26 protein-coding genes and 1 other annotated feature are annotated in these 23,038 nt (G+C 38.6%); of the genes, 7 read left to right on the top strand and 19 right to left on the bottom strand.

Features of this window, described 5'->3' with window-relative positions; all coding sequences use genetic code 11:
* Positions 1-42 precede the first annotated feature (42 nt).
* The 3 genes from HHO41_RS16315 (at position 43) to ispG (ending at position 2,456) form a co-directional block, all read left to right on the top strand.
* Positions 43-813 carry a DUF1189 domain-containing protein gene (locus HHO41_RS16315; RefSeq protein ID WP_169100574.1) on the top strand — a complete coding sequence of 257 codons (771 nt, stop codon included), beginning with the start codon at positions 43-45 and terminating at the stop codon, positions 811-813.
* Positions 814-902: 89 nt separating this feature from the next.
* Positions 903-1,238, top strand: a complete 336-nt coding sequence (locus HHO41_RS16320) for a hypothetical protein (RefSeq protein ID WP_169100576.1) — start codon at positions 903-905, stop codon at positions 1,236-1,238.
* 120 nt (positions 1,239-1,358) lie between these two features.
* Positions 1,359-2,456 (top strand): flavodoxin-dependent (E)-4-hydroxy-3-methylbut-2-enyl-diphosphate synthase, encoded by a 1,098-nt coding sequence (gene ispG / locus HHO41_RS16325; RefSeq protein ID WP_348981303.1) that lies wholly within the window; start codon positions 1,359-1,361, stop codon positions 2,454-2,456.
* Between the two features lie 62 nt (positions 2,457-2,518).
* Here ispG and HHO41_RS16330 read toward each other — a convergent pair whose 3' ends face one another.
* Positions 2,519-2,902: a hypothetical protein gene (locus HHO41_RS16330; protein ID WP_248278506.1), complete on the bottom strand. Its 384-nt coding sequence runs from the start codon at positions 2,900-2,902 to the stop codon at positions 2,519-2,521.
* Between the two features lie 151 nt (positions 2,903-3,053).
* On the opposite strand from HHO41_RS16330, the gene HHO41_RS16335 reads away from it, so the two are divergent.
* Positions 3,054-3,626 (top strand): 5' nucleotidase, NT5C type, encoded by a 573-nt coding sequence (locus HHO41_RS16335; RefSeq protein WP_169100622.1) that lies wholly within the window; start codon positions 3,054-3,056, stop codon positions 3,624-3,626.
* Positions 3,627-3,694: 68 nt separating this feature from the next.
* Here the strand turns inward: HHO41_RS16335 and zur are convergent, their stop codons facing one another.
* From zur to HHO41_RS16350, 3 genes are read right to left on the bottom strand one after another with little or no spacing between them, the layout of a single operon-like run.
* Positions 3,695-4,105, bottom strand: coding sequence for a zinc uptake transcriptional repressor Zur (gene zur, locus HHO41_RS16340; protein ID WP_169100579.1), 411 nt, complete (start codon positions 4,103-4,105; stop codon positions 3,695-3,697).
* 14 nt (positions 4,106-4,119) lie between these two features.
* Positions 4,120-4,962, bottom strand: a complete 843-nt coding sequence (locus tag HHO41_RS16345) for a metal ABC transporter permease (RefSeq protein ID WP_169100580.1) — start codon at positions 4,960-4,962, stop codon at positions 4,120-4,122.
* Complete coding sequence (locus HHO41_RS16350; RefSeq protein WP_169100581.1) at positions 4,959-5,744, bottom strand: metal ABC transporter ATP-binding protein; 786 nt, start codon at positions 5,742-5,744, stop codon at positions 4,959-4,961. Before HHO41_RS16350 ends, HHO41_RS16345 begins: the two co-directional genes overlap by 4 nt.
* A gap of 168 nt (positions 5,745-5,912) precedes the next feature.
* Here HHO41_RS16350 and HHO41_RS16355 point away from each other — a divergent pair, with 168 nt between their 5' ends.
* Positions 5,913-6,173: a DUF2624 domain-containing protein gene (locus HHO41_RS16355; protein ID WP_169100582.1), complete on the top strand. Its 261-nt coding sequence runs from the start codon at positions 5,913-5,915 to the stop codon at positions 6,171-6,173.
* A 44-nt stretch (positions 6,174-6,217) separates the two neighbouring features.
* Here the strand turns inward: HHO41_RS16355 and HHO41_RS16360 are convergent, their stop codons facing one another.
* Together HHO41_RS16360 and HHO41_RS16365 are read right to left on the bottom strand one after the other, a co-directional pair.
* The gene (locus HHO41_RS16360; protein WP_169100583.1) at positions 6,218-7,111 is read right to left on the bottom strand and encodes a deoxyribonuclease IV; all 894 of its coding nucleotides are present in this window, start codon (positions 7,109-7,111) and stop codon (positions 6,218-6,220) included.
* Positions 7,112-7,138: 27 nt separating this feature from the next.
* Positions 7,139-8,458 (bottom strand): DEAD/DEAH box helicase, encoded by a 1,320-nt coding sequence (locus HHO41_RS16365; RefSeq protein WP_169100584.1) that lies wholly within the window; start codon positions 8,456-8,458, stop codon positions 7,139-7,141.
* Between the two features lie 187 nt (positions 8,459-8,645).
* On the opposite strand from HHO41_RS16365, the gene HHO41_RS16370 reads away from it, so the two are divergent.
* Complete coding sequence (locus HHO41_RS16370) at positions 8,646-9,392, top strand: YqfQ family protein (protein ID WP_248278507.1); 747 nt, start codon at positions 8,646-8,648, stop codon at positions 9,390-9,392.
* Positions 9,393-9,473: 81 nt separating this feature from the next.
* Positions 9,474-10,412, top strand: a complete 939-nt coding sequence (locus tag HHO41_RS16375) for a 4-hydroxy-3-methylbut-2-enyl diphosphate reductase (protein WP_169100585.1) — start codon at positions 9,474-9,476, stop codon at positions 10,410-10,412.
* A 42-nt stretch (positions 10,413-10,454) separates the two neighbouring features.
* On the opposite strand, the gene HHO41_RS16380 is transcribed toward HHO41_RS16375, so the two are convergent.
* The 13 genes from HHO41_RS16380 to HHO41_RS16440 form a co-directional block, all read right to left on the bottom strand.
* Positions 10,455-11,570, bottom strand: coding sequence for a Nif3-like dinuclear metal center hexameric protein (locus tag HHO41_RS16380; protein WP_169100588.1), 1,116 nt, complete (start codon positions 11,568-11,570; stop codon positions 10,455-10,457).
* Positions 11,557-12,279 carry a tRNA (adenine(22)-N(1))-methyltransferase gene (locus HHO41_RS16385; protein WP_169100589.1) on the bottom strand — a complete coding sequence of 241 codons (723 nt, stop codon included), beginning with the start codon at positions 12,277-12,279 and terminating at the stop codon, positions 11,557-11,559. The genes HHO41_RS16380 and HHO41_RS16385 overlap by 14 nt, the downstream gene beginning before the upstream one ends.
* A 105-nt stretch (positions 12,280-12,384) precedes the next feature.
* A complete protein-coding gene (gene cccA / locus HHO41_RS16390; protein WP_169100590.1) occupies positions 12,385-12,744 on the bottom strand; it encodes a cytochrome c550 in 360 nt (119 codons plus the stop codon).
* Positions 12,745-13,100: 356 nt separating this feature from the next.
* The gene (rpoD, locus tag HHO41_RS16395) at positions 13,101-14,228 is read right to left on the bottom strand and encodes an RNA polymerase sigma factor RpoD (RefSeq protein WP_169100591.1); all 1,128 of its coding nucleotides are present in this window, start codon (positions 14,226-14,228) and stop codon (positions 13,101-13,103) included.
* A gap of 37 nt (positions 14,229-14,265) precedes the next feature.
* Positions 14,266-16,074, bottom strand: a complete 1,809-nt coding sequence (dnaG, locus tag HHO41_RS16400; RefSeq protein ID WP_169100592.1) for a DNA primase — start codon at positions 16,072-16,074, stop codon at positions 14,266-14,268.
* Positions 16,075-16,094: 20 nt separating this feature from the next.
* Positions 16,095-16,565, bottom strand: coding sequence for a YaiI/YqxD family protein (locus HHO41_RS16405; protein ID WP_169100626.1), 471 nt, complete (start codon positions 16,563-16,565; stop codon positions 16,095-16,097).
* 345 nt (positions 16,566-16,910) lie between these two features.
* Positions 16,911-17,729, bottom strand: coding sequence for a pyruvate, water dikinase regulatory protein (locus tag HHO41_RS16410; protein WP_169100593.1), 819 nt, complete (start codon positions 17,727-17,729; stop codon positions 16,911-16,913).
* Between the two features lie 29 nt (positions 17,730-17,758).
* Complete coding sequence (gene ccpN / locus HHO41_RS16415; RefSeq protein ID WP_169100628.1) at positions 17,759-18,391, bottom strand: transcriptional regulator CcpN; 633 nt, start codon at positions 18,389-18,391, stop codon at positions 17,759-17,761.
* A gap of 243 nt (positions 18,392-18,634) precedes the next feature.
* A complete protein-coding gene (locus HHO41_RS16420) occupies positions 18,635-20,017 on the bottom strand; it encodes a glycine--tRNA ligase (protein ID WP_169100594.1) in 1,383 nt (460 codons plus the stop codon).
* Positions 20,018-20,078: 61 nt separating this feature from the next.
* Positions 20,079-20,249, bottom strand: a binding site (T-box leader).
* A gap of 39 nt (positions 20,250-20,288) precedes the next feature.
* Positions 20,289-21,047 (bottom strand): DNA repair protein RecO, encoded by a 759-nt coding sequence (recO, locus tag HHO41_RS16425; protein ID WP_169100595.1) that lies wholly within the window; start codon positions 21,045-21,047, stop codon positions 20,289-20,291.
* 32 nt (positions 21,048-21,079) lie between these two features.
* Positions 21,080-21,223, bottom strand: a complete 144-nt coding sequence (locus HHO41_RS16430) for a YqzL family protein (protein ID WP_169100596.1) — start codon at positions 21,221-21,223, stop codon at positions 21,080-21,082.
* A gap of 200 nt (positions 21,224-21,423) precedes the next feature.
* Positions 21,424-22,344 carry a GTPase Era gene (gene era / locus HHO41_RS16435; protein ID WP_169100606.1) on the bottom strand — a complete coding sequence of 307 codons (921 nt, stop codon included), beginning with the start codon at positions 22,342-22,344 and terminating at the stop codon, positions 21,424-21,426.
* Positions 22,337-22,801 (bottom strand): cytidine deaminase, encoded by a 465-nt coding sequence (locus HHO41_RS16440; RefSeq protein ID WP_169100608.1) that lies wholly within the window; start codon positions 22,799-22,801, stop codon positions 22,337-22,339. Before HHO41_RS16440 ends, era begins: the two co-directional genes overlap by 8 nt.
* Between the last annotated feature and the right edge of the window lie 237 nt (positions 22,802-23,038).

A 23,038-nucleotide genomic window follows, 5' to 3' on the forward strand; every position in this document is an offset into this window, starting at 1 on the left:
GAGTCTAAAATAGAGGTTGAATATTAAAGAGGTGGATACATAATGAATGTTTTTATGCAATTAATTAAAAGCTGCTATTCCCCAAAGGATATAGCGATAACCCGATTTCAAGGAATCGGAAAAACAATATTGTTTGTATTTCTGCTAACGCTTGTCTCGATTATACCTTCGATTTACTTTTTAAGCGCATCTATGACTAACGTTCTAGGTGAAGTAAAAAATACTGTCCAATCTGACATACCCGATTTTACTATTAAAAATGGACAACTCAAATCAGATGCTGATAAACCGATAACAGTCACAAAAGATGATTTTGTGATCTTGTTTGATTCAACTGGCGATGCCAATGCAAATGATTTAAAGAATATTGAGTTTGGAATAGGTATTTTAAAGGATGAATTTGTCCTGGTACAGGCAGAAAATACCCAAACCTATCCATATTCAATGTTTGAAAGTTTTACCCTTAGCAAAGGTGACGTGCTTGACTTAATTGAAAAGGTCGATTCGTCCCTGTTCATCATTATTCCTTTGATGGTATTAATGAATTATATTTTTGCATCGGGTGTAAAATTTATCGAAATTTCAATTTTAGCGGTATTTGGGCTCTTCATCAAAAACATGACGAGAAGAAGACTAAACTATGGACAACTTTGGCGGATGTCAGCTTATAGCGTAACATTACCAACCTTATTCTTTACCATCATGAATGCTTTACACACAACTGTACCTGGTGGCTTTTTCTTGAATTGGATAGTTGGTTATCTGGTATTATTTTTAGCGGTAAAAGAAATACCTCAATCAAAAAATGCTTAAAAGCGCCGGAGTGGCGCTTTTTTGTTCTAAAATTTCTGAAACACACATATATATGGGACAAACTTCCATTATGGAGAGGTGTCCTAATAATGAAACGACTCGTCATCGCACTCATCGCTGTTCTAGTCCTGTACGCAATTTATTACGATTTGACTAAGGGGACCGTAGCTTTACCAGAAAAAACATCCGAGGAAGATGCAATCCCTGCCTCAACCTCACCAAAAATCAATATTCCATATCAAGAAAAAAAGGTAAAACCCGGAGACACCGTTCTGACTATTGTCGAAAAAACATCAGATGGACCTCTTCCTGTTTCAATTTCAAAGGTCATTTCTGATTTTAAAAAACTAAATGACGGAATCCCACCTGAAGAAATCCAAATTGGTAAAGCCTATAAATTTCCAACTTATCAGGAATCTGACTGATGAGTATTTGCAAATTGTTGTCATTGATAGGCATTCATTGATACAATAATTAAGTGAACTTAACTAGAATGTTCTTATAAAACATTCAATTATTTAAAGGAGCGACCACTATTGAGTGAAATAATACATCGTACAAAAACACGTCCAATTCGAGTTGGGAATTTAACGATCGGTGGCAATAATGAGCTCGTGATTCAAAGTATGACCACGACAAAAACACATGATGTTGAAGCAACTGTGGCGGAGATTAAACGGCTTGAGGAAGCAGGATGTCAAATCGTCCGCGTAGCTTGTCCTGATGAGCGTGCAGCCAATGCGATTGCAGAAATCAAAAAGCGCATTAATATCCCTTTAGTTGTTGATATCCACTTCGATTATAAATTAGCATTAAAAGCAATTGAGGGTGGTGCGGACAAAATTCGCATTAATCCAGGTAACATTGGAAAACGCGAAAAGGTTGAGGCTGTAGTAAAAGCAGCCAAAGAACGCGGTATTCCGATTCGCATCGGTGTCAATGCCGGTTCCTTGGAAAAGCGGATATTAGATAAATACGGATATCCAACGGCAGATGGTATGGTTGAAAGTGCACTCCATCATATCAAAATCCTGGAGGATCTTGATTTCCACGATATTATTGTTTCAATGAAGGCATCCGATGTACCTTTGGCGATTGAAGCATACGAAAAAGCTGCAAAAGCCTTTGATTATCCGCTCCATTTAGGGATTACTGAATCCGGTACATTGTTCGCTGGAACGGTAAAAAGCGCCGCCGGCTTAGGAGCAATATTAAGCAAAGGCATCGGAAATACACTAAGAATTTCTTTAAGCGCAGATCCTGTTGAGGAAGTGAAAGTGGCTCGTGAGCTATTAAAGGTATTTGGTCTATCTTCTAATGCAGCAACGCTGATTTCCTGTCCAACTTGCGGTAGAATTGAGATTGATTTGATTAGTATTGCAAACGAAGTAGAAGAATATATCCAAAAAATCAAAGCACCAATTAAAGTCGCGGTACTTGGTTGTGCGGTAAACGGACCAGGCGAAGCACGTGAAGCTGATATAGGCATCGCTGGAGCCAGAGGTGAGGGCTTATTGTTCCGCAAAGGGAAAATCGTTCGTAAAGTTCCAGAAGAGATTATGGTCGAAGAATTGAAAAAAGAAATCGATCAAGTAGCGGAAGAATATTTTGCCAAAAAAGCCACTGAAGCAGCTCAAAGCTAATATAAAAAAACGCTTGGCACTTGTGCCAAGCGTTTTTTTTGTTGCTCCACAATGAAGAAATTTTAAAAGAACGGGAGAATGAACATACCGACAATGATTGAAATGGCTCCAATCCCGATTGCCCAATTTCCCATGCCTTCTGCTCCCCTTCGACGCGCAACAAACCCTAAGATGATTCCTGCTGCACCAAAGAGAATCGGTAATACAAACAAGGAAATAATTGATAAAGCTAAGGCAGCGATACCAATTCCTTTTCCAGCTGTCTGTGTATCTCCTCGCTCGTTTGTGCTACGGTCTGTGAACGTATTTCCAAATGAAACGGGTGCTGCAATTTCTGCTGAGGTTTCTTCAATATAATCAGGTGCTGGTAGACGATGCTGTATATCAACAGTGTTGTCATCAATGGCCCCTTGTGTTTGAGTTCCAAATAATCTTCCATCTGCCATATTGAGCTGATCCCTCGCTTTCATTAATGGAGCAGTTATATTGTTTGCGATTTTTGAAAGTTTCACTATGACAATGTTTAACTTTATTGTAGAATTTTTTACTATATAGGAAAAACAAAAGATTCATTTTTAAAAAATGGGAGTGAGAAACATTAAAAAACGTTTTGGAATAGATATTGATGGTACCGTCACCTGCCCGGCGGCCTTACTGCCTTATCTTAATTCATCCTTTAATTTACAATTGACGCTTGATGATATTACCCAATATGACTTGACCCCGTTCGTAAATGTTCCAGGCGAGCACCTTGCACAATGGTTTTACGAAACTGAGCCAGAAATTTATGCTAACTCCCCTCTTGCCAAAGGCGCAAAAGAGGTATTACACAAATGGGAGCAGCAGCATGAAATGTTTTTCATAAGCGCAAGACGAACCTCTTTGTTGGACATAACCAAGGAGTGGTTTATCGATAATGGCCTACGGTTTGATCACATTGATTTAATCGGGTCACACGATAAAATCAAAGCAGCAAAGCAGTACAAAGTGGATTTGTTTTTTGAGGATAAGCATGATAATGCAGTCATGATTCATGAGGAGTGTCAAATCCCGGTCATTCTTTTTAATACCCCTTATAATCAAGAACCGATTCCAAGCGGTGTTATCAGAGTAAATCATTGGCAAGAGGCCTATGCTTGGGTCGAAAACTGGCTTAAGGATAACCGCTAACCATTTCTTCAAACAAAAAAACACGCCAATTCCTCTACTAGGAGAATTGCCGTGTTTTTGTTTTTTCGTTAATGACAATCAGGACAGCGTCCATATATTTCAAATTTATGACCCGAAATATCATAATCCTTTAAATCTTCCATGATACCTACCATTGGACAAGCAGCGATTTCCTTTGTTTTTCCACATTCCAAACAAATAAAATGGTGATGGTGATGTTCATGGGAGCAAGTGAAGCGGAAATGCTTTTCCCCAGAAAGCTCAGTCATTTCAAAAATGCCTAGGTCCACAAACAATGATAAATTTCGATAAATCGTATCGAAGCTTAAGCCTGGATATCGATCCTTCATAGCATCAAGAACATCTTTGGCGGTCAAGTATTTATTATGCTCCGCAAAAAGTTGGAGCATCTCTTGCCTCTTGCCCGTATGCTTAAAGCCCTGTTCCTTCAGTAAATCTAATGCTTCTGTTACATTCATATAAATCACCCCAATTAAGCAGGACGTAAATTTGTTAGTTTTTTTATCATAATGGTTAAAATTAAAATGAATACTGCTAACACAACAATGGTTCCACCCGGTGCTAAATCTAAATAATAGGAGCTAAATAAACCACCCAAAACAGCGATTTCTCCGAACAGAATTGAATAAAAAATCGTTTGTTTAAAGCCCTTAGCAATGCGAATACTCGCCGCCACTGGCAAAGTCATTAAAGATGAAACTAGCAGGATACCAACTATTCGCATCGATGCGGCTATCACTAAAGCCACCATGACGATAAAAATAAAATGAACGCTTTTGGAAGCAATTCCCGATGCTTTCGCGTACTCTTCATCAAATGATAGCAAAAACAATTCTTTGTATAAAAAAATCACTATCGCGATGACAAAAATACTAATAATGAGAATGGTCCACAAATCAGAACGGCTAACTGCGCTAACACTCCCGAATAAATAACTATACAGATCTGTATTAAAACCGTCAGCCAATGATATAAAAATAACCCCTAAACCAATACCACCTGACAAAATAATCGGAATAGCCAATTCCTGATAGTGCTTATATACACTCCGTAATTTTTCAATAAACAGCGAACCTGTAACCGAAAATGCAATCCCCATATAAAGCGGATTTAAATTGGCAAGGCCTACAAATTGTTTTGAAATAAACAAGCTGGCAGCGATTCCAGCTAAAGTCACATGACTCAATGCATCAGCTATAAGTGATAATCGGCGCACAACAATAAACACGCCTAAAAGCGGAGCCATTACTCCAATAATAATTCCTGTAAAAAACGCATTCTGTAAAAACTCATAATGTAATAATCCCGAAATCATCTACTTGTTCCCCCAGTATGCGCATGGTCATGGGAAAGAACATGAATATCGTGTCCATAAAATTCGGTCATCTCACCTAATTTAAGCTGTTCAAACTCCCGAGTATTACCATGAAAATGAAGATTTTTATTCAAGCAAGCAACATGGGTTACCTTGTCAGAAATTGCCCCAATATCATGGGTAACCATTAGCATTGTAATGCCTTGCTCTTTATTTAATTGATTTAGCAACTCATAAAAAGAAGCAACATTCTTTGCATCAACACCTACTGTAGGTTCGTCTAAAATGAGCATTTCTGGTTCACTAACTAAAGCTCTAGCAATAAAGATTCTTTGCTGTTGGCCACCGGATAACTCGCCTATATTTTGACGAAGAAACGCCTCCATCCCAACCATACGGATAGCCGATATGACTTTCTCCCGATCTTGTTTTGAGAGGCGACGAAACATGCCAATTTTCTTTGTTAGGCCACTAGCTACCACCTCAAAAATCGTTGCTGGAAATCCGGTATTGAAGGAATTGGCTTTTTGTGAAACGTAGCCGATTTTGTGCCAATCTTTAAAGCGATTAATTTGTTCACCAAATAACTGTATTTCACCTAACTGTGGCTTAATAAGCCCAAGAATGAGCTTTAACAGAGTTGATTTTCCAGAACCATTGGGACCGACAATCCCCAAAAAGGCACCTTTATATATTGATAAACTTATATCCTCAAGGACGTTTTCCTTTTCATAACGATAGGAAACATGCTGTATATTTACAATAGATTGTTGTTGACTCATTATGACCACCCGTATATCAGAATCATTCCGATTTAACATGTTGTAGTATACAATAACACCTGTTGCTTGTAAACCATTATTAACTGTAAAGCTGGAACATATAAGCGAACACGAGAGAATATTGGCACAATTTCACTGACTCTTTCATAGGCTAATAAAGGGGGAGTGATGCAAGTGAAAATTTTTGAAAACATCATCAATTATAAACTTAAAACGATTACTCGAGATGAGTTATTAAAGTATGCAAATCAATTTAACGTCAATCTTTCAAAAAACCAGGCTGAATTAATCGCCCAATACTTAAGAAGTACAACGCTAAATATTTTCAATGATACTGAACGTGCTCAGGTCATAAAGGAAATCGCCAAAATTGCCGGGCCAGAAACCGCAAAGGAAATCAACAAGCTATTTATAACGTTTACCAAATAATAAAAAAAGCTGTGAAGTGAATTTCACAGCTTTTTGCTTGTTTACTAGTCCTGGATAATGTCATTAAGCAGGTTTTCATTGAACTGCTTGCCTCTAAGCATCGCTATTTCATGCTTGTATGGGGCTTTTTTATTGTTTTTATCTTCACCAACAAACGGCGTTTCAAGAATCTTTGGTACAACTGCTAGCTGTGGATGATGAACAATATAGTTCAGAGCCTCAAAACCAATTTTACCAAACCCGATGTTTTCATGGCGGTCCTTGTGACTGCCACGCTCGTTTTTACTATCATTGATATGAAGTACCTTCAACCGTTCGATTCCAATGATTTTATCAAATTGATTTAACACTCCATCAAAGTCATTAACGATATCATATCCTGCATCATGAGTATGACAAGTATCAAAGCAAACGGATAGACGATCACTATAGTTCACACCATCGATGATCATTGCCAATTCTTCAAAATTCCTACCGCATTCGCTCCCCTTGCCCGCCATTGTCTCAAGGGCAATTTGCAGCTTTTCATTCCCGGTCAAAACCTCGTTTAATCCCTCGACAATCTTCTTAATGCCCTCTTCAGTACCTGCGCCAACATGGGCACCTGGATGGAGAACGATTTGTTTTGCCCCTAACGCTTCAGTCCGCTCAATTTCCGTTCTGAGAAAATTAACACCGAGCTCAAACGTTGAACTATTGGTTGTATTACCGATATTGATAATATACGGGGCATGAACAACGATTTCATCGATACCATTGATTTCCATATGTCTTCGACCTTCTTCAATATTCAGGTCTTCGATTTTCTTACGTCTCGTATTTTGCGGAGCACCGGTATAAATCATAAAAGTATTGGCACCGTAAGAAACTGCTTCTTGACTTGCTGCAAGCAGCATTTTACTGCCGCTCATTGATACATGTGATCCAATTTTCAACATTAAACCTGTCTCTCCCTTTCTTGTGCTTTATTTTTTCTTGCCGCGATTAAGTCGTCTTTCGCGCTTCTCTATTTTTTCAACTTCAGCTTGAATTCTCTTTTTATAGCCTGGCTTAACCTTTTTAGGCTTACGGACAAATGCTTTCGCCTTACCGGCAACCTCGTCAGCTTTCTTTTGGCGATTTTTACGCTTGTTGCGCTCGCCAATATCGATAAATTCACCCTTTTGCAAGTCGATATTTTTAAACTTGATTCCGATTTTTTCAAGCTTGTTTAACGCATCCTCATCAGATAGTTCATAGATTGTTAATGCTATCCCGGAAAAGCTGGCACGAGCTGTTCTTCCTACTCGGTGAACGTAAAAATCAAGATCATCTGGAAGCTCATAGTTCATCACATGGCTAACGCCTTCAATATCAATTCCGCGTGCTGCAAGGTCTGTCGCCACGATGTATTGAAATTCCAGGTCTTTAATCTGCTTCATCACTTTTTTCCGCTCACGTGGTGTTAAATCGCCGTGGATGCGGCCAACCTTCATCCCTTTTTGCAACAGGGCATCAGCAACTTCATCAGCTGTCCTTTTCGTATTGGTAAAAACAATCGCCAAGTATGGATTTAATTGTTTTAATGCTGTATAAGTTAATTCGATTTTATTGCGATGGCGTGATGGGAGCAAGAGATGCTCAATCTTCTCTGCGGCAATATGCTTAGGTGCAATATGGACATACTTTGGATTTTCCATATATTTCTTTAAGAATGGCTTAAGTTTCTCTGGAATCGTTGCCGAAAATACATACATGTTGAGTCTTTCAGCCATTCTTGAAGCGATCATATCAACATCTTCAACGAAGCCCATATCCAACACTAAATCCGCCTCGTCCACAACAAGGATATCAGCAGTGAACACGACAAGTGCTTGTTCTTTAATCAAATCATTAATTCTGCCTGGTGTCCCAACAACAATATGTGGTTGCACCTTCAGCTTTTCGATTGTTCTTTGCTTATCGGTTCCACCCATGTATACTTTTGTGACAATCTCTTCATTTGGGTGACAATGAGCCGTTACTTTAAGAATTTCACGGTAGATTTGGTCTGCCAATTCACGCGTGGGTGCGGTAATAACCGCTTGAACCTCCCGGCGAGCTGGGTTAATTTTTTGCAGGATTGGCAAGATATAGGCATGAGTTTTACCCGTACCCGTTTGTGATTGGCCAATTGTGCTTTCTTCTTTTAAAATTAACGGGATAATCCGCTCTTGGATTTCGGTTGGCTCCTGAAATCCTAAGTCATGTATCGCATCCATAATAAACGGTTTTAATTCATAACGATCAAATTTTGATTTTTTCATACTTTTCTCCTTCATCTTCGCTAAAACTTCCATCATGTAATTATAATAAAGTTTTCAATAAAACACCACTTATCACTAAAAAGCTCCTTCATCCTCTCATGATTATTTATTTTTTCTATCTGCCTAACCTAAACTGGGTTCGTTGCATAAAGTAAAGAAAAGCGTCTGTAAGAAAGGAGGAAAATCGATGGTGAATAGATATCAAATGCCTCAGAACTGGGGAAATCCCCGCACTCCAGCTAATCAGTTTCCCCGGCCGATGTATAGACCTATGATGAATCAACAAATGAATCCATCGTATCCTTCGATGCAAATGAGAAGATTCAGGCAAATGGGACCAATGGGACCACAAGGACAAATGCAAACTAGAGGTGGCGGAGGTCTATTAGCAAAACTGTTTGGTAAAACAGCACCGCAAATGGGTGGCGGCATGCTTGGCATGGGGCCAAGTGCAGTGAGTGGTATGGCGGGAAAAGCGGCCTCAGGTGGGTCAATATTACAATCATTAACGAACCCCACAGCCATTTCAGGCTTTCTTAATAATACACAGCAGATTTTAAGTGCCATTCAACAAATCAGCCCACTTGTATCACAATACGGGCCAATTGTTAAAAATCTACCGGCGATGTGGCGCCTCTATCGTGGGTTAAAGGGTGACACTTCAACAAATGATGAAGTAGAGGAAGATCGTACGATAGAAATTGAGGAATCATCCAGTCTTGGTGAAGTTGAGGAAAGCAGTAGTTCTGATGATTTAGAGAGCAGCAATAATGCTTCAAGCAAAGAAATGATAACGACTTCAAGCAGCAGTAGAGATGCAGATGGTTCGAGAAATTCCAAGTCTAATGATTGGAATGAATCAGAGGAAATAGAAGAATCTAGCAGTTCGGATGGGCTTAGAGAGCGACGTTCTTTTCCAAGAATGTATATTTAGGCCTTGAGATTTTGAATTCTCCTAAATAGTCCTTTATAATATTTCGTAGAAATAGAACAAGTTAATAGGGGGAACTAATTCATGAAAGTCATCAAAATCTCACCACGCGGATATTGTTACGGCGTTGTTGATGCTATGGTCGTTGCACGCAATGCTGCTTTAGATAAATCATTACCTCGTCCGATTTATATTCTCGGCATGATTGTTCATAACAAGCACGTCACAGATGCATTTGCCGAGGAAGGAATCATCACACTTGATGGAAAAAACCGCTTGGAAATCTTGGAAAAGGTTGATCAAGGAACTGTTATTTTTACAGCTCACGGCATCTCACCTGAAGTACGGGTGCTAGCTAAGAAAAAAGGCTTAGTAACGATTGATGCAACATGTCCAGATGTCACAAAGACTCATACACTCATTTTAGAAAAAGAAAAAGAAGGCTACAAAATTATTTATATCGGTAAAAAAGGGCATCCAGAGCCAGAGGGTGCAGTCGGAGTAGCTCCACAAGCTGTTCATTTAGTTGAAACAGTAGCGGATGTCGAAGCATTGGACCTTGATTCCGATAAAATCATCGTAACCAATCAAACGACAATGAGCCAGTGGGATGTCAAGCACATCATGGAAAAAGTGAAGGAAAAATATCCTCATGCAGAAATTCATAATGAAATATGTATGGCAACCCAAGTTCGCCAAGAGGCTGTAGCCCAGCAAGCAGGTGAAGCGGATGTGACGATTGTAGTTGGCGATCCAAAAAGTAATAACTCTAATCGCCTTGCACAAGTATCAGAAGAAATAGCTAATACCAAATCCTATCGAATTGCGGATATTTCTGAATTAGATATTGACTGGATTAAGGACGCCAAGACGGTCGCGGTAACTTCAGGAGCCTCAACACCAACACCGATTACAAAAGAGGTTATTACCTTTCTTGAACAGTTCGATCCGGAGAACAAATCAACATGGCAAAAAGAAAAAAAGGTGCCATTAAATAAAATTTTACCAAAAATTAAAAATTAAACTTAAAAAGAGGCTGACCCTCGGGTAGCCTCTTTTGGTATATTATAAAAATTGAAACGGGTCGGTTACCAACTCAGATGGAAAAACGTTAACTTTGTACCCTTTATCGGCACACTTATTTGTAAGGACCTTGGTAACCCCTTGCTTCATGACCATCTCAACGTGATGTCCAGGGTCAACGATATTCAAGCCTGCAACCATAGCATCATGGGCAACATGATAATACATATCTCCGGTCACATATACATCTGCTCCTTTAAACTTCGCCTGAGGCCAGTATTTGCCTCCGTCACCACCTAAAACAGCCACCTTCTTAACGGTTGCATTTAGGTCGCCAATCACCCTGACTCCACTTACACCAAATGTTTGTTTTACAAGCTGCGCAAATTGGCTAAGCGTCATCTCCGAAATTGTCCCAATTCTGCCAAGCCCTAGTTCTAATCCCTTATTGGCCAATGGGTATATATCAAATGCCACTTCTTCATATGGATGGGCTTTTAACATTGCCGTCAAGATACGTTTCTCATGGGCAGAAGGGAATATCGTCTCGATTCGCTCCTCACTAACAGCCTCGATTTCCCCTGTTTTCCCAATGAAAGGATTTGTATGTTCACCTGGCAAAAAGTAACCTGTGCCTTCTGCTGAAAATGAACAATGGCTATAGTTTCCAATTGCGCCTGCACCAGCATTCCCAAGTGCCTCTCTAACTATCTCACTATGTGTTTTTGGTACAAAAACGACTAACTTTTTCAGCTTCGCTTCATATGTAGGGGCGAGTAACTCCACATTTTCCAGCCCAAGTGCTTCTGCTAATAAATCATTAACGCCACCAGGGGTAACATCTAAGTTTGTGTGAGCTGCATAAACGGCAATATCATGCTTGATTAATTTTTCCAGCATTCTACCTTGCGGTGTATCCGTCACTAGCTTTTGTATTGGACGAAAAATCGGTGGATGATGAGCAATAATTAATTGAACGTTTTTTGCTATCGCTTCATCGACAACGTCTTCCAAAACGTCCAAGGTAATCATAACATTTTCGACTGGCTTATTGAGACGACCAATCTGGAGGCCGATTTTATCACCCTCCATCGCATATTCCTTAGGGGAAAATTGTTCAAATAACTGAATGATTTCAAAACCATTAACTTTCTTCATTGATGTTTAGCGCCCCCTTCACCAAATTTATTTTCATAAGGATTTCTTGTTTTTTATTTTCAATTTCAGAATTTGCTGCGCCTTGCTCCAATTGCGTGAGAATTCTGAGCCAATTTGTTAGTTCACCTTGCCATTTTAGTTTAAATGGACCAGATTGATTTTTCATTAAATATGGACCAAACAAGAAACCTGCATCAAGATCTTCATTATATCCGAATTTTGGATCGCCTTGCTCTGCAACAAGGACCTCATATATTTTTCCGTCTTCTTCAAGAATTTCTTCGGCGATTAAGCTCCAACCATTTTCATACAACCAAAATCGGACAGCTTTTGAACCAACATTTGGTTGAAGGATTAAGCGTTTAACAGAATGAAGCTTTTGTTTCCCAGCCTCTAAAATAGTTGAAATAAGCGTTCCACCCATTCCGCAAATTGTAATGCAGTCTACTTCCCCGGTATTGATAACTTCAAGGCCATTGCCCATGCGTACCGATATTTGTGACTCAAGTCCTTCCAGCTTAACCTGTTTAACTGCAGATTGAAACGGTCCCTTGACAACTTCACCAGCGATGGCAAATGGACTGATCCCCCGCTTGACTACATTACAAGGAAGATATGCATGATCTGAGCCAATATCAGCTACTTTAAATCCCTCAGGTATGTATTTAACAACCGCTTGCAAGCGCTGCGATAATGTTTCTGTATTCATTAACTGTTCCCACACTTTCATTTACCATATTCGATTATGTACGCCATTCACTCTCCTAAGTATAGAAAAAGTCCTTTGCATATGCAAAGGACTTTCTCATTGTTATTAAAGTTTCTTTAACCATTTAACCATGTCGTCAGCTTGATCAGCTTTAACTAATCCAGGTGGCATATTATTCTTACCATTAGTAATGATGTCTTTAATATAAGCATCATCTCGTTTCTTGCTTACCCCTTTTAAAGTTGGTCCTACTCCACCACTGTAATCAGCTCCGTGACAGGCTACACAGCTTTTCTTGTAGAGGTCTTCTGGAGTTGCTGCTGCCACTTCTTCTGTTTTGCCGCCGTTAGCAGCTTCTTTCGCAACTTCTTTTTGGTCCCCCAACCCTTTGAATGAAAGTAAAAACATGAGGCCAATTCCAAAAACCATGATGACCACAAATGGGATGATCGGATTACGATTCATCTTAACCCCTCCTATGTAATAACAATCAATAAATAAATATTACAAGCAACTATTATTTTACTTGAAAATTCAAAATAGGAAAAGCCCTAAAGTTAACTTTATCACAGGAAATGACAAATAATCTGAAAATAATCTGATTTATTCAGCAATCTTCGATGTTGAATACGCTTACATTTAGGTTTATAATAAAGAAGAAATTATTATTTAAATATTCAAAATATTTTGTTAAATAATCTTTTCTCGAACCCATTTGCAAACAATAAGACAATTCAGTAAAATAATGGAAAGGGATGAAAAGAGTTTCCTTTTACTAAAAAAAATAGCTTACTTCTTATCGAAGTAAACTATTTTAGCTTCTATTCTAAAAAGTCCTTGAGACGTTTGCTACGACTTGGATGTCTTAATTTACGAAGCGCTTTGGCTTCAATTTGCCGAATACGCTCACGAGTAACACCGAACACTTTTCCTACTTCTTCAAGTGTACGAGTGCGCCCATCATCCAAACCAAAACGGAGACGAAGTACATTTTCTTCACGATCTGTTAAGGTATCAAGAACATCTTCTAGCTGTTCTTTTAATAATTCGTACGCAGCATGCTCTGATGGTGAAGTTGCATCCTGATCCTCGATAAAATCTCCAAGATGGGAATCATCCTCTTCCCCTATTGGCGTTTCGAGAGATACTGGTTCTTGGGCAATTTTTAAGATTTCACGAACTTTATCAGGAGTTAAATCCATATCTTCTGCGATTTCTTCTGGAGTCGGTTCGCGACCAAGATCTTGCAATAATTGACGCTGAACACGGATTAATTTGTTGATTGTTTCGACCATATGAACTGGAATCCGAATGGTTCGGGCTTGGTCTGCAATTGCTCGGGTAATTGCTTGACGGATCCACCAAGTTGCATACGTACTAAACTTAAAGCCTTTGCGGTAATCAAACTTTTCAACAGCTTTAATCAGACCCATGTTTCCTTCTTGAATCAAATCAAGGAATAGCATACCACGACCAACATAACGTTTAGCAATACTAACTACTAGACGAAGGTTTGCTTCAGCAAGGCGTCTCTTCGCCTCTTCGTCACCTTCCTCAATACGTGTTGCTAATTTGATTTCTTCTTCTGCGGAAAGAAGATCAACCCGACCAATTTCTTTTAAATACATACGAACTGGATCGTTAATTTTAACACCTGGAGGGACACTGAGATCATTAAGATCGAATTCTTCCTCATCTCCCTTGGAAAGGTCAGGAAGACTAGGATCCTCATCATCACTATCTCCAACTAATTCTACACCTTGGTCTCCCAAAAATTCATAAAACTCATCCATTTGATGAGAATCTAATTCAAACTGAGCTAATTTTTCAGCTATGTCATCATAATTAAGGACACCTATTTTTTTACCAGTTGCAGTTAACTGGTCTTTTATCTGTTCTAGGGTCATCTCAGTATCGACCTCTTTTGAACGGGCTGGTTTTTCAGCCATATGTCCCCCTCCTTCCAAAAATCAAAGATCTTACAATCTATAGCGACTTACGCAGTTGGATGATATCCATTGCTAAGCGTGCTGCTTTAAGAAAATCGTTTTGACGCTCTGCTTCCGTTCTTTCTGCCTCTTTTTCTTTTATCTTTAACATTTTTTGATAATTCAACACCTGTTTAATATAATCAGATAATTCCTTTTCCGTTAATTCATCATTGATTAACATCATCTCAATATCAGTTACAATTCGCCGCAATCGTTCATCCTGGATAAAATTAATAAATAGACTAGAATCAGGCGGATTTCCTTCTTCATAATAGCCCAGTAAGTAGGTAAATATTGCTTGATGCTCATCAATGTTTAACGTGTTTCCTGAAAGAAGTGATTGAACTTTAAATGCCAGCTCATTATCTTTTAACATATGAGCAAGAAGATGCCTTTCAGCATTATGGTAAGCAGGCTTCAATTGTTGAGTTGGTCGTTTAACCATTAGCTGCTGTTGTCGTACTGGTTGGGCCTGATTGCCACTATTCTCTCGATTATTTCGCCCCCGGTATGAGTCCAATTGTTGGATCAATGCATCAAGGGATAATGAGAACTCGTTAGCAATCTGTCGGACATAAATATCTCGTTCCACAGCTTTTTCTAATTTGCTTATTTCTCTTAATACTTCTTCGATGTAAAGGAGTCGTTCTCCTTCATGTTGCAGATTTTTTCCGCGCCGGAAATAAAGAAATTTGAAGGACATGAACGTCACACTTGCCCCTATTACATCATTGGAAAATTTTTCTCCTCCGAACTTTTTGATGTAGTCATCAGGGTCAAATCCATCTGGCATCATGGCGACTAAAACATTCAATCCAGCGTTTGAAAGCATCGTCCCCGCCCGAAATGCAGCTTCGATTCCGGCGTTATCAGAGTCATAACAAATCGTAATCGTTTGACAATTGCGGCGGAGCATTTCAACATGATCTTCTGTCAATGACGTACCCATTGTGGCAACGCCGTTAACTACATCGGAACGGTCGGCCGCGATAACATCAGCAAAGCCTTCAAAAAGAACAGCATGCTGCAGTTTTCGCATCGGTGACCTTGCTAAATGATAATTATATAAAGTTTTACTTTTATTAAAGATTGCCGTCTCAGGACTATTTAGATATTTGGGGTCATCGCCCCCGAGTGATCTCCCGGAAAAAGCAATCGTATTTCCATTTCGATCAAAAATCGGAAACATAATCCGATTTCGAAAACGATCAAGTGCTGAGCCATCCCGTTCTCGTCTGGTAATTAAGCCAGCTTTTTCAAGCAATTCAATTGAGTAACCTTTGCTTGATAATAGCTTTACGGTGTAATCCCACGAGGCAAGCGCATAACCAATTTGAAATTTATCAATTGAGTCCCTCGTAAAACCACGCTGCATTAAATATTCCAGAGCTTCCTGACCTTCCTTTGTATTTACAAGCAAATGATGGTAAAATTTACGTAATAGCTCGTGAGCATCCAACATTAACTGTAAATCTTTCGGAATGGATTTTATCTGTGAATTTGTTTCAATTTCTAAATCAATCTTTGCACGGGCAGCCAGTCTTACAGCTGCTTCAACAAAGGTTAATCCTTCCTTTTCCATAAGAAAGGTGAATACATTACCACCTGCACCACAGCCGAAGCAATGAAAAATTTGTTTATCAGGCGACACAGAAAAGGATGGTGAATTTTCACCATGGAACGGGCATAATCCAAAATAATTTCGTCCCTGCTTCTTCAATTGAATATATTCACTAATAACATCAACAATATCAACAGTTTGACGAATCTGATTAATTTTTTCTTCGGCAATCATTTCTGCCATATTACAACTCCATCCCTTGTTTAGGAATGATAAAATCCTAATGAGCTACTAGCAGTTAAGAGCTCGGTAAATTGATTAATAAATCTTTGCCGATCATCATTAGAAAAAGGCTTTGGTCCTTTCCCATATTGTCCTTGTCGGCGTGCTTTTGCAGAAAGAAATCTCATTTGTAAAGCAGAGTCCATATCTTTTTCTTTATACACCAACCCTTTAGGGGAAAGCACTGAAACCTCCTTCGGCAGAAGTGTTGACGCAAGTCCAATATCCTGAGTAACGACGAAATCCCGTTTGCTTATATGATTTTGGATATATAAATCTGCTGCTTCTTTCTCATTATCAACATAAACCCAACACTCCTCTGGTGGATGATTGGACATATGAGCATACGATGCAACAAATATGACTTGAATCTGAAAATGATTAGCAATGTGAAGAATTTCTTGTTTGACAGGACAGGAATCAGCATCGACAAAAACAGTCGGTTTGTTAATATTATTACTAATTATTCTACATCACTCCACATATTCCTTCTTTTAGCAATAACTTTTAAACAGAGAATCATGTCGATTTTTTTCAGAGTAGCTCCCTTGACATATCACAATAAATAGTTTATTCGTTCACAATCAAGTCTAAACCTATTTCCAATACTTTTTATCACAATTTTTTATTATAGTACATCATTTCCGATTTTTCCATCGCTTTTTTGAAAAAAAGTTATAATTGAAAAATATTTACTTTAAACATTTTGATTATCGACATATTCTCTAAATCGTATTCATCCTAAAATGTAAAGGACTGACACCGGTTTGGGTCAGCCCTTAATATATATTCTACATTTATTGTCCTTGTACCTTCTTTTGGTACAGGTTCAATAATACATTTGCTGTTTCTTCCACTGCTTTATTGGTTACATCAATGACTGGACAGCCAATTTTTTCAATTACTTTTTCAAAAAAGGCTAGTTCCTCTTTAATGCGTTCAATATTGGCATAGCTCGCATTGTCATTTAGTCCAAGCGAGATTAAACGTTCACGGCGGATTTGGTTTAATTTATCCGGACTTATTTTTAATGCAAAGCATTTATGCGGGGCCTGATGGAAAATTTCATCTGGCGGCTCCACTTCAGGGACAATTGGAACATTCGCTACCTTTAACCGTTTATGGGCTAAATACTGTGATAGCGGGGTTTTAGACGTTCGTGAAACTCCCAACAGTACGATATCGGCTTTAATAATCCCGCGAGGGTCACGTCCATCATCATATTTAACCGCAAACTCAATTGCTTCTATTTTTTTAAAATAATCCTCATCCAATTTTCGAACAAGGCCTGGTTCATGAAGCGGAGTTTTCCCACTATATTCTTCAATTTGGTCCATTAAAGGCCCAATTAAATCAGAAGCGGCTATTCCCTCACGCTCTGATACCTCTTTCATATATTTGCGCATATCAGGCTTTACCAATGTGTAAGCAATCATACCACGGTCCAATTTCACTAATGAAATCACTTCATCTATATGGGCAAAGTCCTCTACATAAGGAAATCGCTTTATCGCTACACTTGTGCCATTAAACTGGCTGATTGCCGCTTTTGTAACAAGCTCGGCCGTTTCCCCGACCGAATCGGATACGACGTATATGATCGGTAACCTACTCATTCCTCTATACCAACTCCTAAGGGTAGACCTTATTCACCAGATGCAAGAGCGACAAAGGCCTTTGCAATATTTGTTTTTGTCACTCGGCCAATTACTTCATAGCCTTTCTCTGTCTCTTTAACAACTGGAAGGGCATCAATTTGTTTTTCTATTAGTTTGACCGCAATATCGATTAATAAATCCTCTTTTTGGCATACGGTAATGTTCGGCATTCTAGTCATAATGATATTAACCGGGAGCGCAGCTAATTCCTGTTTCCCAAGACTTGCGCGAAGCAAATCTTTGCGCGATAACACTCCTACCAAAATCGTATTTTGATCGACAACAAACAATGTTCCGACATCTTCTAAGAACATTGTAACAATCGCATCATAAACTGAGACGCTCTCATTGATTACAACTGGGATCGATTGATAATCCTTCACATATATATTTTTTAAATTCTCAGTAAGTAATTGTACTCCTGATTTTCCTGTATAAAAGTAACCTACTCTTGGTCTGGCATCTAAATATCCAGCCATTGTCAAAATGGCTAAATCAGGTCTTAGTGTTGCTCTAGTTAAATTTAACCGTTCTGCGATATTTTCACCAGTTATTGGTCCATTTTCTTTTACAATCTGAAGTATTTGTTCTTGACGATTATTCAGTTCGATTGTCCTCACCACCCTGTTTAAAACCATATAAGTATCCATAATGATTAAAGGTTATACTAATTAAAAATATTATATACTAATTATCGGACATGAAGAGTTAAGAAACAAGGGTTTAGCTTAAATATTAACGAAAAAGTACGAGTTTCCTCACTTTTTCACTCAAGTATAAGGTAGTAAAGAAAATGTCACGCTATTTTGAAAAGAGTAAAAGCGGCTTGCTCATGTGGATGAGCAAAAAACCGCTTTTTAATATTAAAATGACACTTTATTTTGGATAAATTGAACCAATTCAGCAATTGGAATTCGTGATTGTTCCATTGTATCACGATCACGAACTGTCACCATTTTGTCTTCTTTAGAATCAAAGTCAAAGGTAATGCAGTATGGTGTACCAATTTCATCATGACGACGATATCGTTTACCAATCGAACCAGCCTCATCATAATCCACTAAAAAGTGCTCAGCAAGCATATTATAAACCTCTTTAGCCTCTTCAGACAGCTTTTTCGACAACGGTAAAATTGCCGCCTTAAATGGTGCCAAAGCTGGATGTAGGTGCATCACTGTTCTTGAAGTACCATCCTCAAGTTGCTCCTCATCATAAGCATCAATTAAGAATGCCAATGTTACGCGGTCAGCGCCCAATGATGGTTCGATACAATAAGGGATATAGCGCTCGTTTGTTTCCTGATCTAAGTAGTGGAAATCTTCTCCGGAAAATTCCATATGTTGCTTTAAATCATAATCTGTCCGAGACGCAACACCCCAAAGCTCGCCCCATCCAAATGGGAATTTGTATTCGAAATCAGTTGTTCCATTGCTGTAATGCGAAAGTTCATCTTCGTTGTGATCGCGAAGTCGCAAATTTTCTTTAGTCATACCTAAGGACATTAACCACTTCTCAGCAAATTGCTTCCAATAATCAAACCATTGCAGTTCTTCACCTGGTTTACAGAAGAATTCAAGTTCCATTTGTTCAAATTCTCTAGTGCGGAAAGTAAAGTTTCCTGGAGTGATCTCATTACGGAAGCTTTTTCCGATTTGAGCAATACCGAATGGAAGCTTTTTACGCATGGTCCTTTGCACATTTTTAAAGTTAACAAAAATACCTTGTGCAGTTTCTGGACGAAGGAAAATTTCATTTGCACTAGTTTCCGTAACACCTTGATGTGTTTTAAACATTAGATTGAATTGGCGGATTCCTGTATAATCTTGGGCTCCACAATCAGGACAAGCGATTTGGTGCTCAGCGATGAGTTCTTCCATTTTTTCAAACGGAAGGCCGTCAACCACCATTTCAATTCCTTTTTCATCAAGTGCATTTTCAATAAGTTTATCAGCGCGGTGTCTCGCTTTACATTTTTTGCAGTCAATCATCGGATCGTTAAAATTACCAATGTGGCCTGATGCTTCCCATGTTCTTGGGTTCATTAGGATAGCTGAGTCTAAACCTACGTTATAAGGAGATTGGTGGATGAATTTTTTCCACCATGCTTGTTTAATATTGTTTTTTAGTTCAACACCTAGCGGACCGTAATCCCAAGTATTTGCTAAGCCTCCGTATATTTCAGACCCTGGGAAAATAAAACCTCTGTGCTTTGCATGTGAAACAATTTGTTCCATAGAAACGCTCATCGTATGTACTCCTTTACAAATTTTTAGTCAAATAAAAAACTCTCGTCGCTATGCATGAATGCATAGGGACGAGAGTTAACCCGCGGTTCCACCCTATTTGCTGCATATTCGCAGCCACTTTCTAATCAGTTGCTCCAGAATGCCCTTCCTTAACGCTTTATATCTAGCTCACACCATCCTAGACTCGCTTCAATAAAGAAAGTTAAGTACTCCTTTCCTTCTCAACAACTATTAAATTTAATTTAGATGTTAATCGATAGTTGTAACGTTGTCAAGTTAACATATCACGCATTTTATCCATTTGATCGAGAAATTTCTTCGTTTTTAAATGGAGGCCTGAATATTCATCATAGTACGCTGAAATCACCTTTTTTAATTGCAACTTTGTCTCTGACTTCACATCAATTGTTCCTAATCTGGATAAATCAAAGTAATAGAAAATTCTTAGCAACTTCACTGTTGCTTGAGAAATCTTTATCGCATAAGGATCGCGTTCTACGCAAAGATGACAAATAAAACCGCCTTCTCGGACTGAAAATGAAAATTGCCCGTTTGTATTACCACAAACTGAACAGTGATCTATGCATGGATGCAATCCAAACAGATCAAGCATTTTCATTTCATAAATATTGGTTAATATCTCTAAATCATAACCCTCATTAATTAACGTCAATGTCTGGTATAACAATTCAAATAGAAAAGGATTAGGTTTTTTTTCATCAGCCGTGGCTTTATCTGTTAAATCAACAATATAACTCGCGTAAGCAGTGAGAAAGATATCCTCGCGAATCGAACGCAATGAAGAAATCATCTCACCTTGCTCGAGACTTCCAAGTCCCTTACCTTTTTGGATTAAGAAGTATCCATATGTAAAAAGTTGGGTGACAGCCGAAAGCCTACTATTCGGCTTTTTTGCTCCTCGTGCCATCACTCCGACTTTTCCCCATTCACGTGTATATAAAGTGACCACTTTGTTGGTTTCACCATAATCCGTTGTTCTAATGACGATGCCCTCACATTTTTGAAGCATGTACAGTCACCATCCATCGCAACGAAACAAACCTATGAGATGGGAAAATCTAATTCTGCTAGCTCGTCATCCTGTTCACCGGGTATTTCTTGGTTATCTTTTTCAAGCTCCTTGAAAAGAAGATAGGTGTCAATATTACCTGTATTCGAAAATACTTTCCAGGTAAATTCCAACATCGAAAACCCCACCTTTCAAATTGTCAACTAGCACAGTTTTTAATCCCAAATCCTTTACAATTATCTTAGCCTTACATTCAAAAATCATGAGACGAAAATATTGTAAAACGGTACAATGCATAAATTCCTTTCGTTGCTAATAATGTAAATATTGTTGTTAGCTTAGTTGTCTAATATTTAACTTATGCAATTGCAGTGATTTAGTACTCATCTTCTCTAAAACCAAAGTCTCTAAGTTGACCCATTTTATTGCGCCAGTCTTTTTGAACTTTTACCCAGAGTTCAAGGTACACTTTAGAACCTAGAAGATTTTCGATATCGCCTCTTGCACGTTTTCCAATTTCCTTAAGCATTTTTCCTTGTTTGCCAATAATGATCCCCTTTTGTGAATCTCGCTCAACAATAATCGTCGCCATGACATGGATCATGTTCTTTTCCGATGATCGATCCAGCTTTTCCATTACAACAGCAAGGGAATGTGGAATCTCTTCGTGTGTTAAATGAAGAGCCTTTTCTCTAATCAATTCTGTAATAATAAAGCGTTCTGGATGATCTGTCACTTGGTCAGCGGGATAATACTGAGGTCCAACAGGCAAATACTTTTTAATTTGTTCAAGGATTCGCTCTATATTATTTCCCTGTAATGCCGAAATCGGCACAATTTCCGTAAAGCTAAATTTCTCACTGTAAGATTGAATGACTTCTAATAGCTTATCAGGATGAATCAGATCAATTTTATTAATGACTAGAAAAACCGGTGTCTTGACCCCTTGAAACTTCTCAAGGATAAATTCTTCTCCGCGTCCAAAGCCCTCCTCCGCATTTACCATAAACAACACTAAGTCGACTTCTTTAAGCGTATTAATTGCCACTTTCATCATAAAATCACCAAGCTTATGCTTAGGCTTATGAATTCCAGGTGTATCAATGAAAATTAATTGGGCATCGTCAGTGGTTAAGACCCCTTGAACTTTATTTCTCGTTGTTTGCGGCTTGTCGCTCATGATGGCAATTTTCTGCCCAATCACACGGTTTAAAAATGTTGATTTCCCTACATTCGGTCTGCCAATAATAGAGACAAACCCAGATTTGAATTCCTTACTTTCTACTTCATTAATCATGTAAATCCTCCGATGAAAAAGCTCCCGGTAACAAGTTCTCAACAGTTATCTCGTGGATGTCTCCCTTTAAGTTGGTCAAAACGACAACCATGTCTTTAGGGCAAAGCTCTGAAATCACTTGTCGGCAAGCACCACATGGAGAGACAGGGCGCTCAGTATCAGCGATGACAACAAGCTTACTAAACTTCGTGTCACCTTCTGAGTACGCCTTAAACAAAGCTGTACGCTCAGCACAGTTTGTAACACTATACGCAGCGTTCTCAATATTGCAGCCGTGATAAACTTTACCATCTTCTGTTAAAAGGGCTGCCCCTACTTTAAATTTGGAGTAGGGAACATACGCTTTTTCTCTTGCTACTTTTGCTTCTTCAATTAATTGTTTTTGATTCACAACCATTTTCCTTTCATAACAGGAATGCTGTCTTTTTATTTTAGCGTATTTTATTAATCTTTTCATCGTTTGTTGGCAAAATTCTTTACAAAAAATTTGAATTTTCCAAAAATTTATCCATTCTACTTTATGCACTACTTTGTTCTGTTATTTTATCTAAATTCACATCGCATTTCAAATATCGCCTAAAAATCTTAACACAAGAATAAAGTAGGGAAACCTCTCTCGAGGCTTCCCCCTTATCAAACCGTACGTGCCCTATTAAGGCATACGGCTTACCAAATGTTACAATGTTTATCAAGA

It is taken from the genome of Bacillus sp. DNRA2 (assembly GCF_012843265.1).
GTDB lineage: Bacteria > Bacillota > Bacilli > Bacillales > Cytobacillaceae > Bacillus_BU.

Excerpts from the sequence above, each read along its gene's own strand:
- HHO41_RS16440 (WP_169100608.1), bottom strand. The coding sequence starts at position 22,801 with ATGAAAAGATTAATAAAATACGCTAAAATAAAAAGACAGCATTCCTGT.
- HHO41_RS16410 (WP_169100593.1), bottom strand. The coding sequence starts at position 17,729 with ATGAGTAGGTTACCGATCATATACGTCGTATCCGATTCGGTCGGGGAA.
- zur (WP_169100579.1), bottom strand. The coding sequence starts at position 4,105 with ATGAATGTAACAGAAGCATTAGATTTACTGAAGGAACAGGGCTTTAAG.
- HHO41_RS16320 (WP_169100576.1), top strand. The coding sequence starts at position 903 with ATGAAACGACTCGTCATCGCACTCATCGCTGTTCTAGTCCTGTACGCA.
- HHO41_RS16365 (WP_169100584.1), bottom strand. The coding sequence starts at position 8,458 with ATGAAAAAATCAAAATTTGATCGTTATGAATTAAAACCGTTTATTATG.
- HHO41_RS16315 (WP_169100574.1), top strand. The coding sequence starts at position 43 with ATGAATGTTTTTATGCAATTAATTAAAAGCTGCTATTCCCCAAAGGAT.
- HHO41_RS16380 (WP_169100588.1), bottom strand. The coding sequence starts at position 11,570 with ATGAAGAAAGTTAATGGTTTTGAAATCATTCAGTTATTTGAACAATTT.
- HHO41_RS16370 (WP_248278507.1), top strand. The coding sequence starts at position 8,646 with ATGGTGAATAGATATCAAATGCCTCAGAACTGGGGAAATCCCCGCACT.
- HHO41_RS16350 (WP_169100581.1), bottom strand. The coding sequence starts at position 5,744 with ATGAGTCAACAACAATCTATTGTAAATATACAGCATGTTTCCTATCGT.
- HHO41_RS16330 (WP_248278506.1), bottom strand. The coding sequence starts at position 2,902 with ATGGCAGATGGAAGATTATTTGGAACTCAAACACAAGGGGCCATTGAT.
- HHO41_RS16420 (WP_169100594.1), bottom strand. The coding sequence starts at position 20,017 with ATGAGCGTTTCTATGGAACAAATTGTTTCACATGCAAAGCACAGAGGT.
- HHO41_RS16345 (WP_169100580.1), bottom strand. The coding sequence starts at position 4,962 with ATGATTTCGGGATTATTACATTATGAGTTTTTACAGAATGCGTTTTTT.
- dnaG (WP_169100592.1), bottom strand. The coding sequence starts at position 16,074 with ATGGCAGAAATGATTGCCGAAGAAAAAATTAATCAGATTCGTCAAACT.
- rpoD (WP_169100591.1), bottom strand. The coding sequence starts at position 14,228 with ATGGCTGAAAAACCAGCCCGTTCAAAAGAGGTCGATACTGAGATGACC.
- HHO41_RS16430 (WP_169100596.1), bottom strand. The coding sequence starts at position 21,223 with ATGTTGGAATTTACCTGGAAAGTATTTTCGAATACAGGTAATATTGAC.
- recO (WP_169100595.1), bottom strand. The coding sequence starts at position 21,047 with ATGCTTCAAAAATGTGAGGGCATCGTCATTAGAACAACGGATTATGGT.
- HHO41_RS16375 (WP_169100585.1), top strand. The coding sequence starts at position 9,474 with ATGAAAGTCATCAAAATCTCACCACGCGGATATTGTTACGGCGTTGTT.
- HHO41_RS16385 (WP_169100589.1), bottom strand. The coding sequence starts at position 12,279 with ATGAATACAGAAACATTATCGCAGCGCTTGCAAGCGGTTGTTAAATAC.
- HHO41_RS16355 (WP_169100582.1), top strand. The coding sequence starts at position 5,913 with ATGCAAGTGAAAATTTTTGAAAACATCATCAATTATAAACTTAAAACG.
- HHO41_RS16360 (WP_169100583.1), bottom strand. The coding sequence starts at position 7,111 with ATGTTGAAAATTGGATCACATGTATCAATGAGCGGCAGTAAAATGCTG.
- era (WP_169100606.1), bottom strand. The coding sequence starts at position 22,344 with ATGATTAATGAAGTAGAAAGTAAGGAATTCAAATCTGGGTTTGTCTCT.
- cccA (WP_169100590.1), bottom strand. The coding sequence starts at position 12,744 with ATGAATCGTAATCCGATCATCCCATTTGTGGTCATCATGGTTTTTGGA.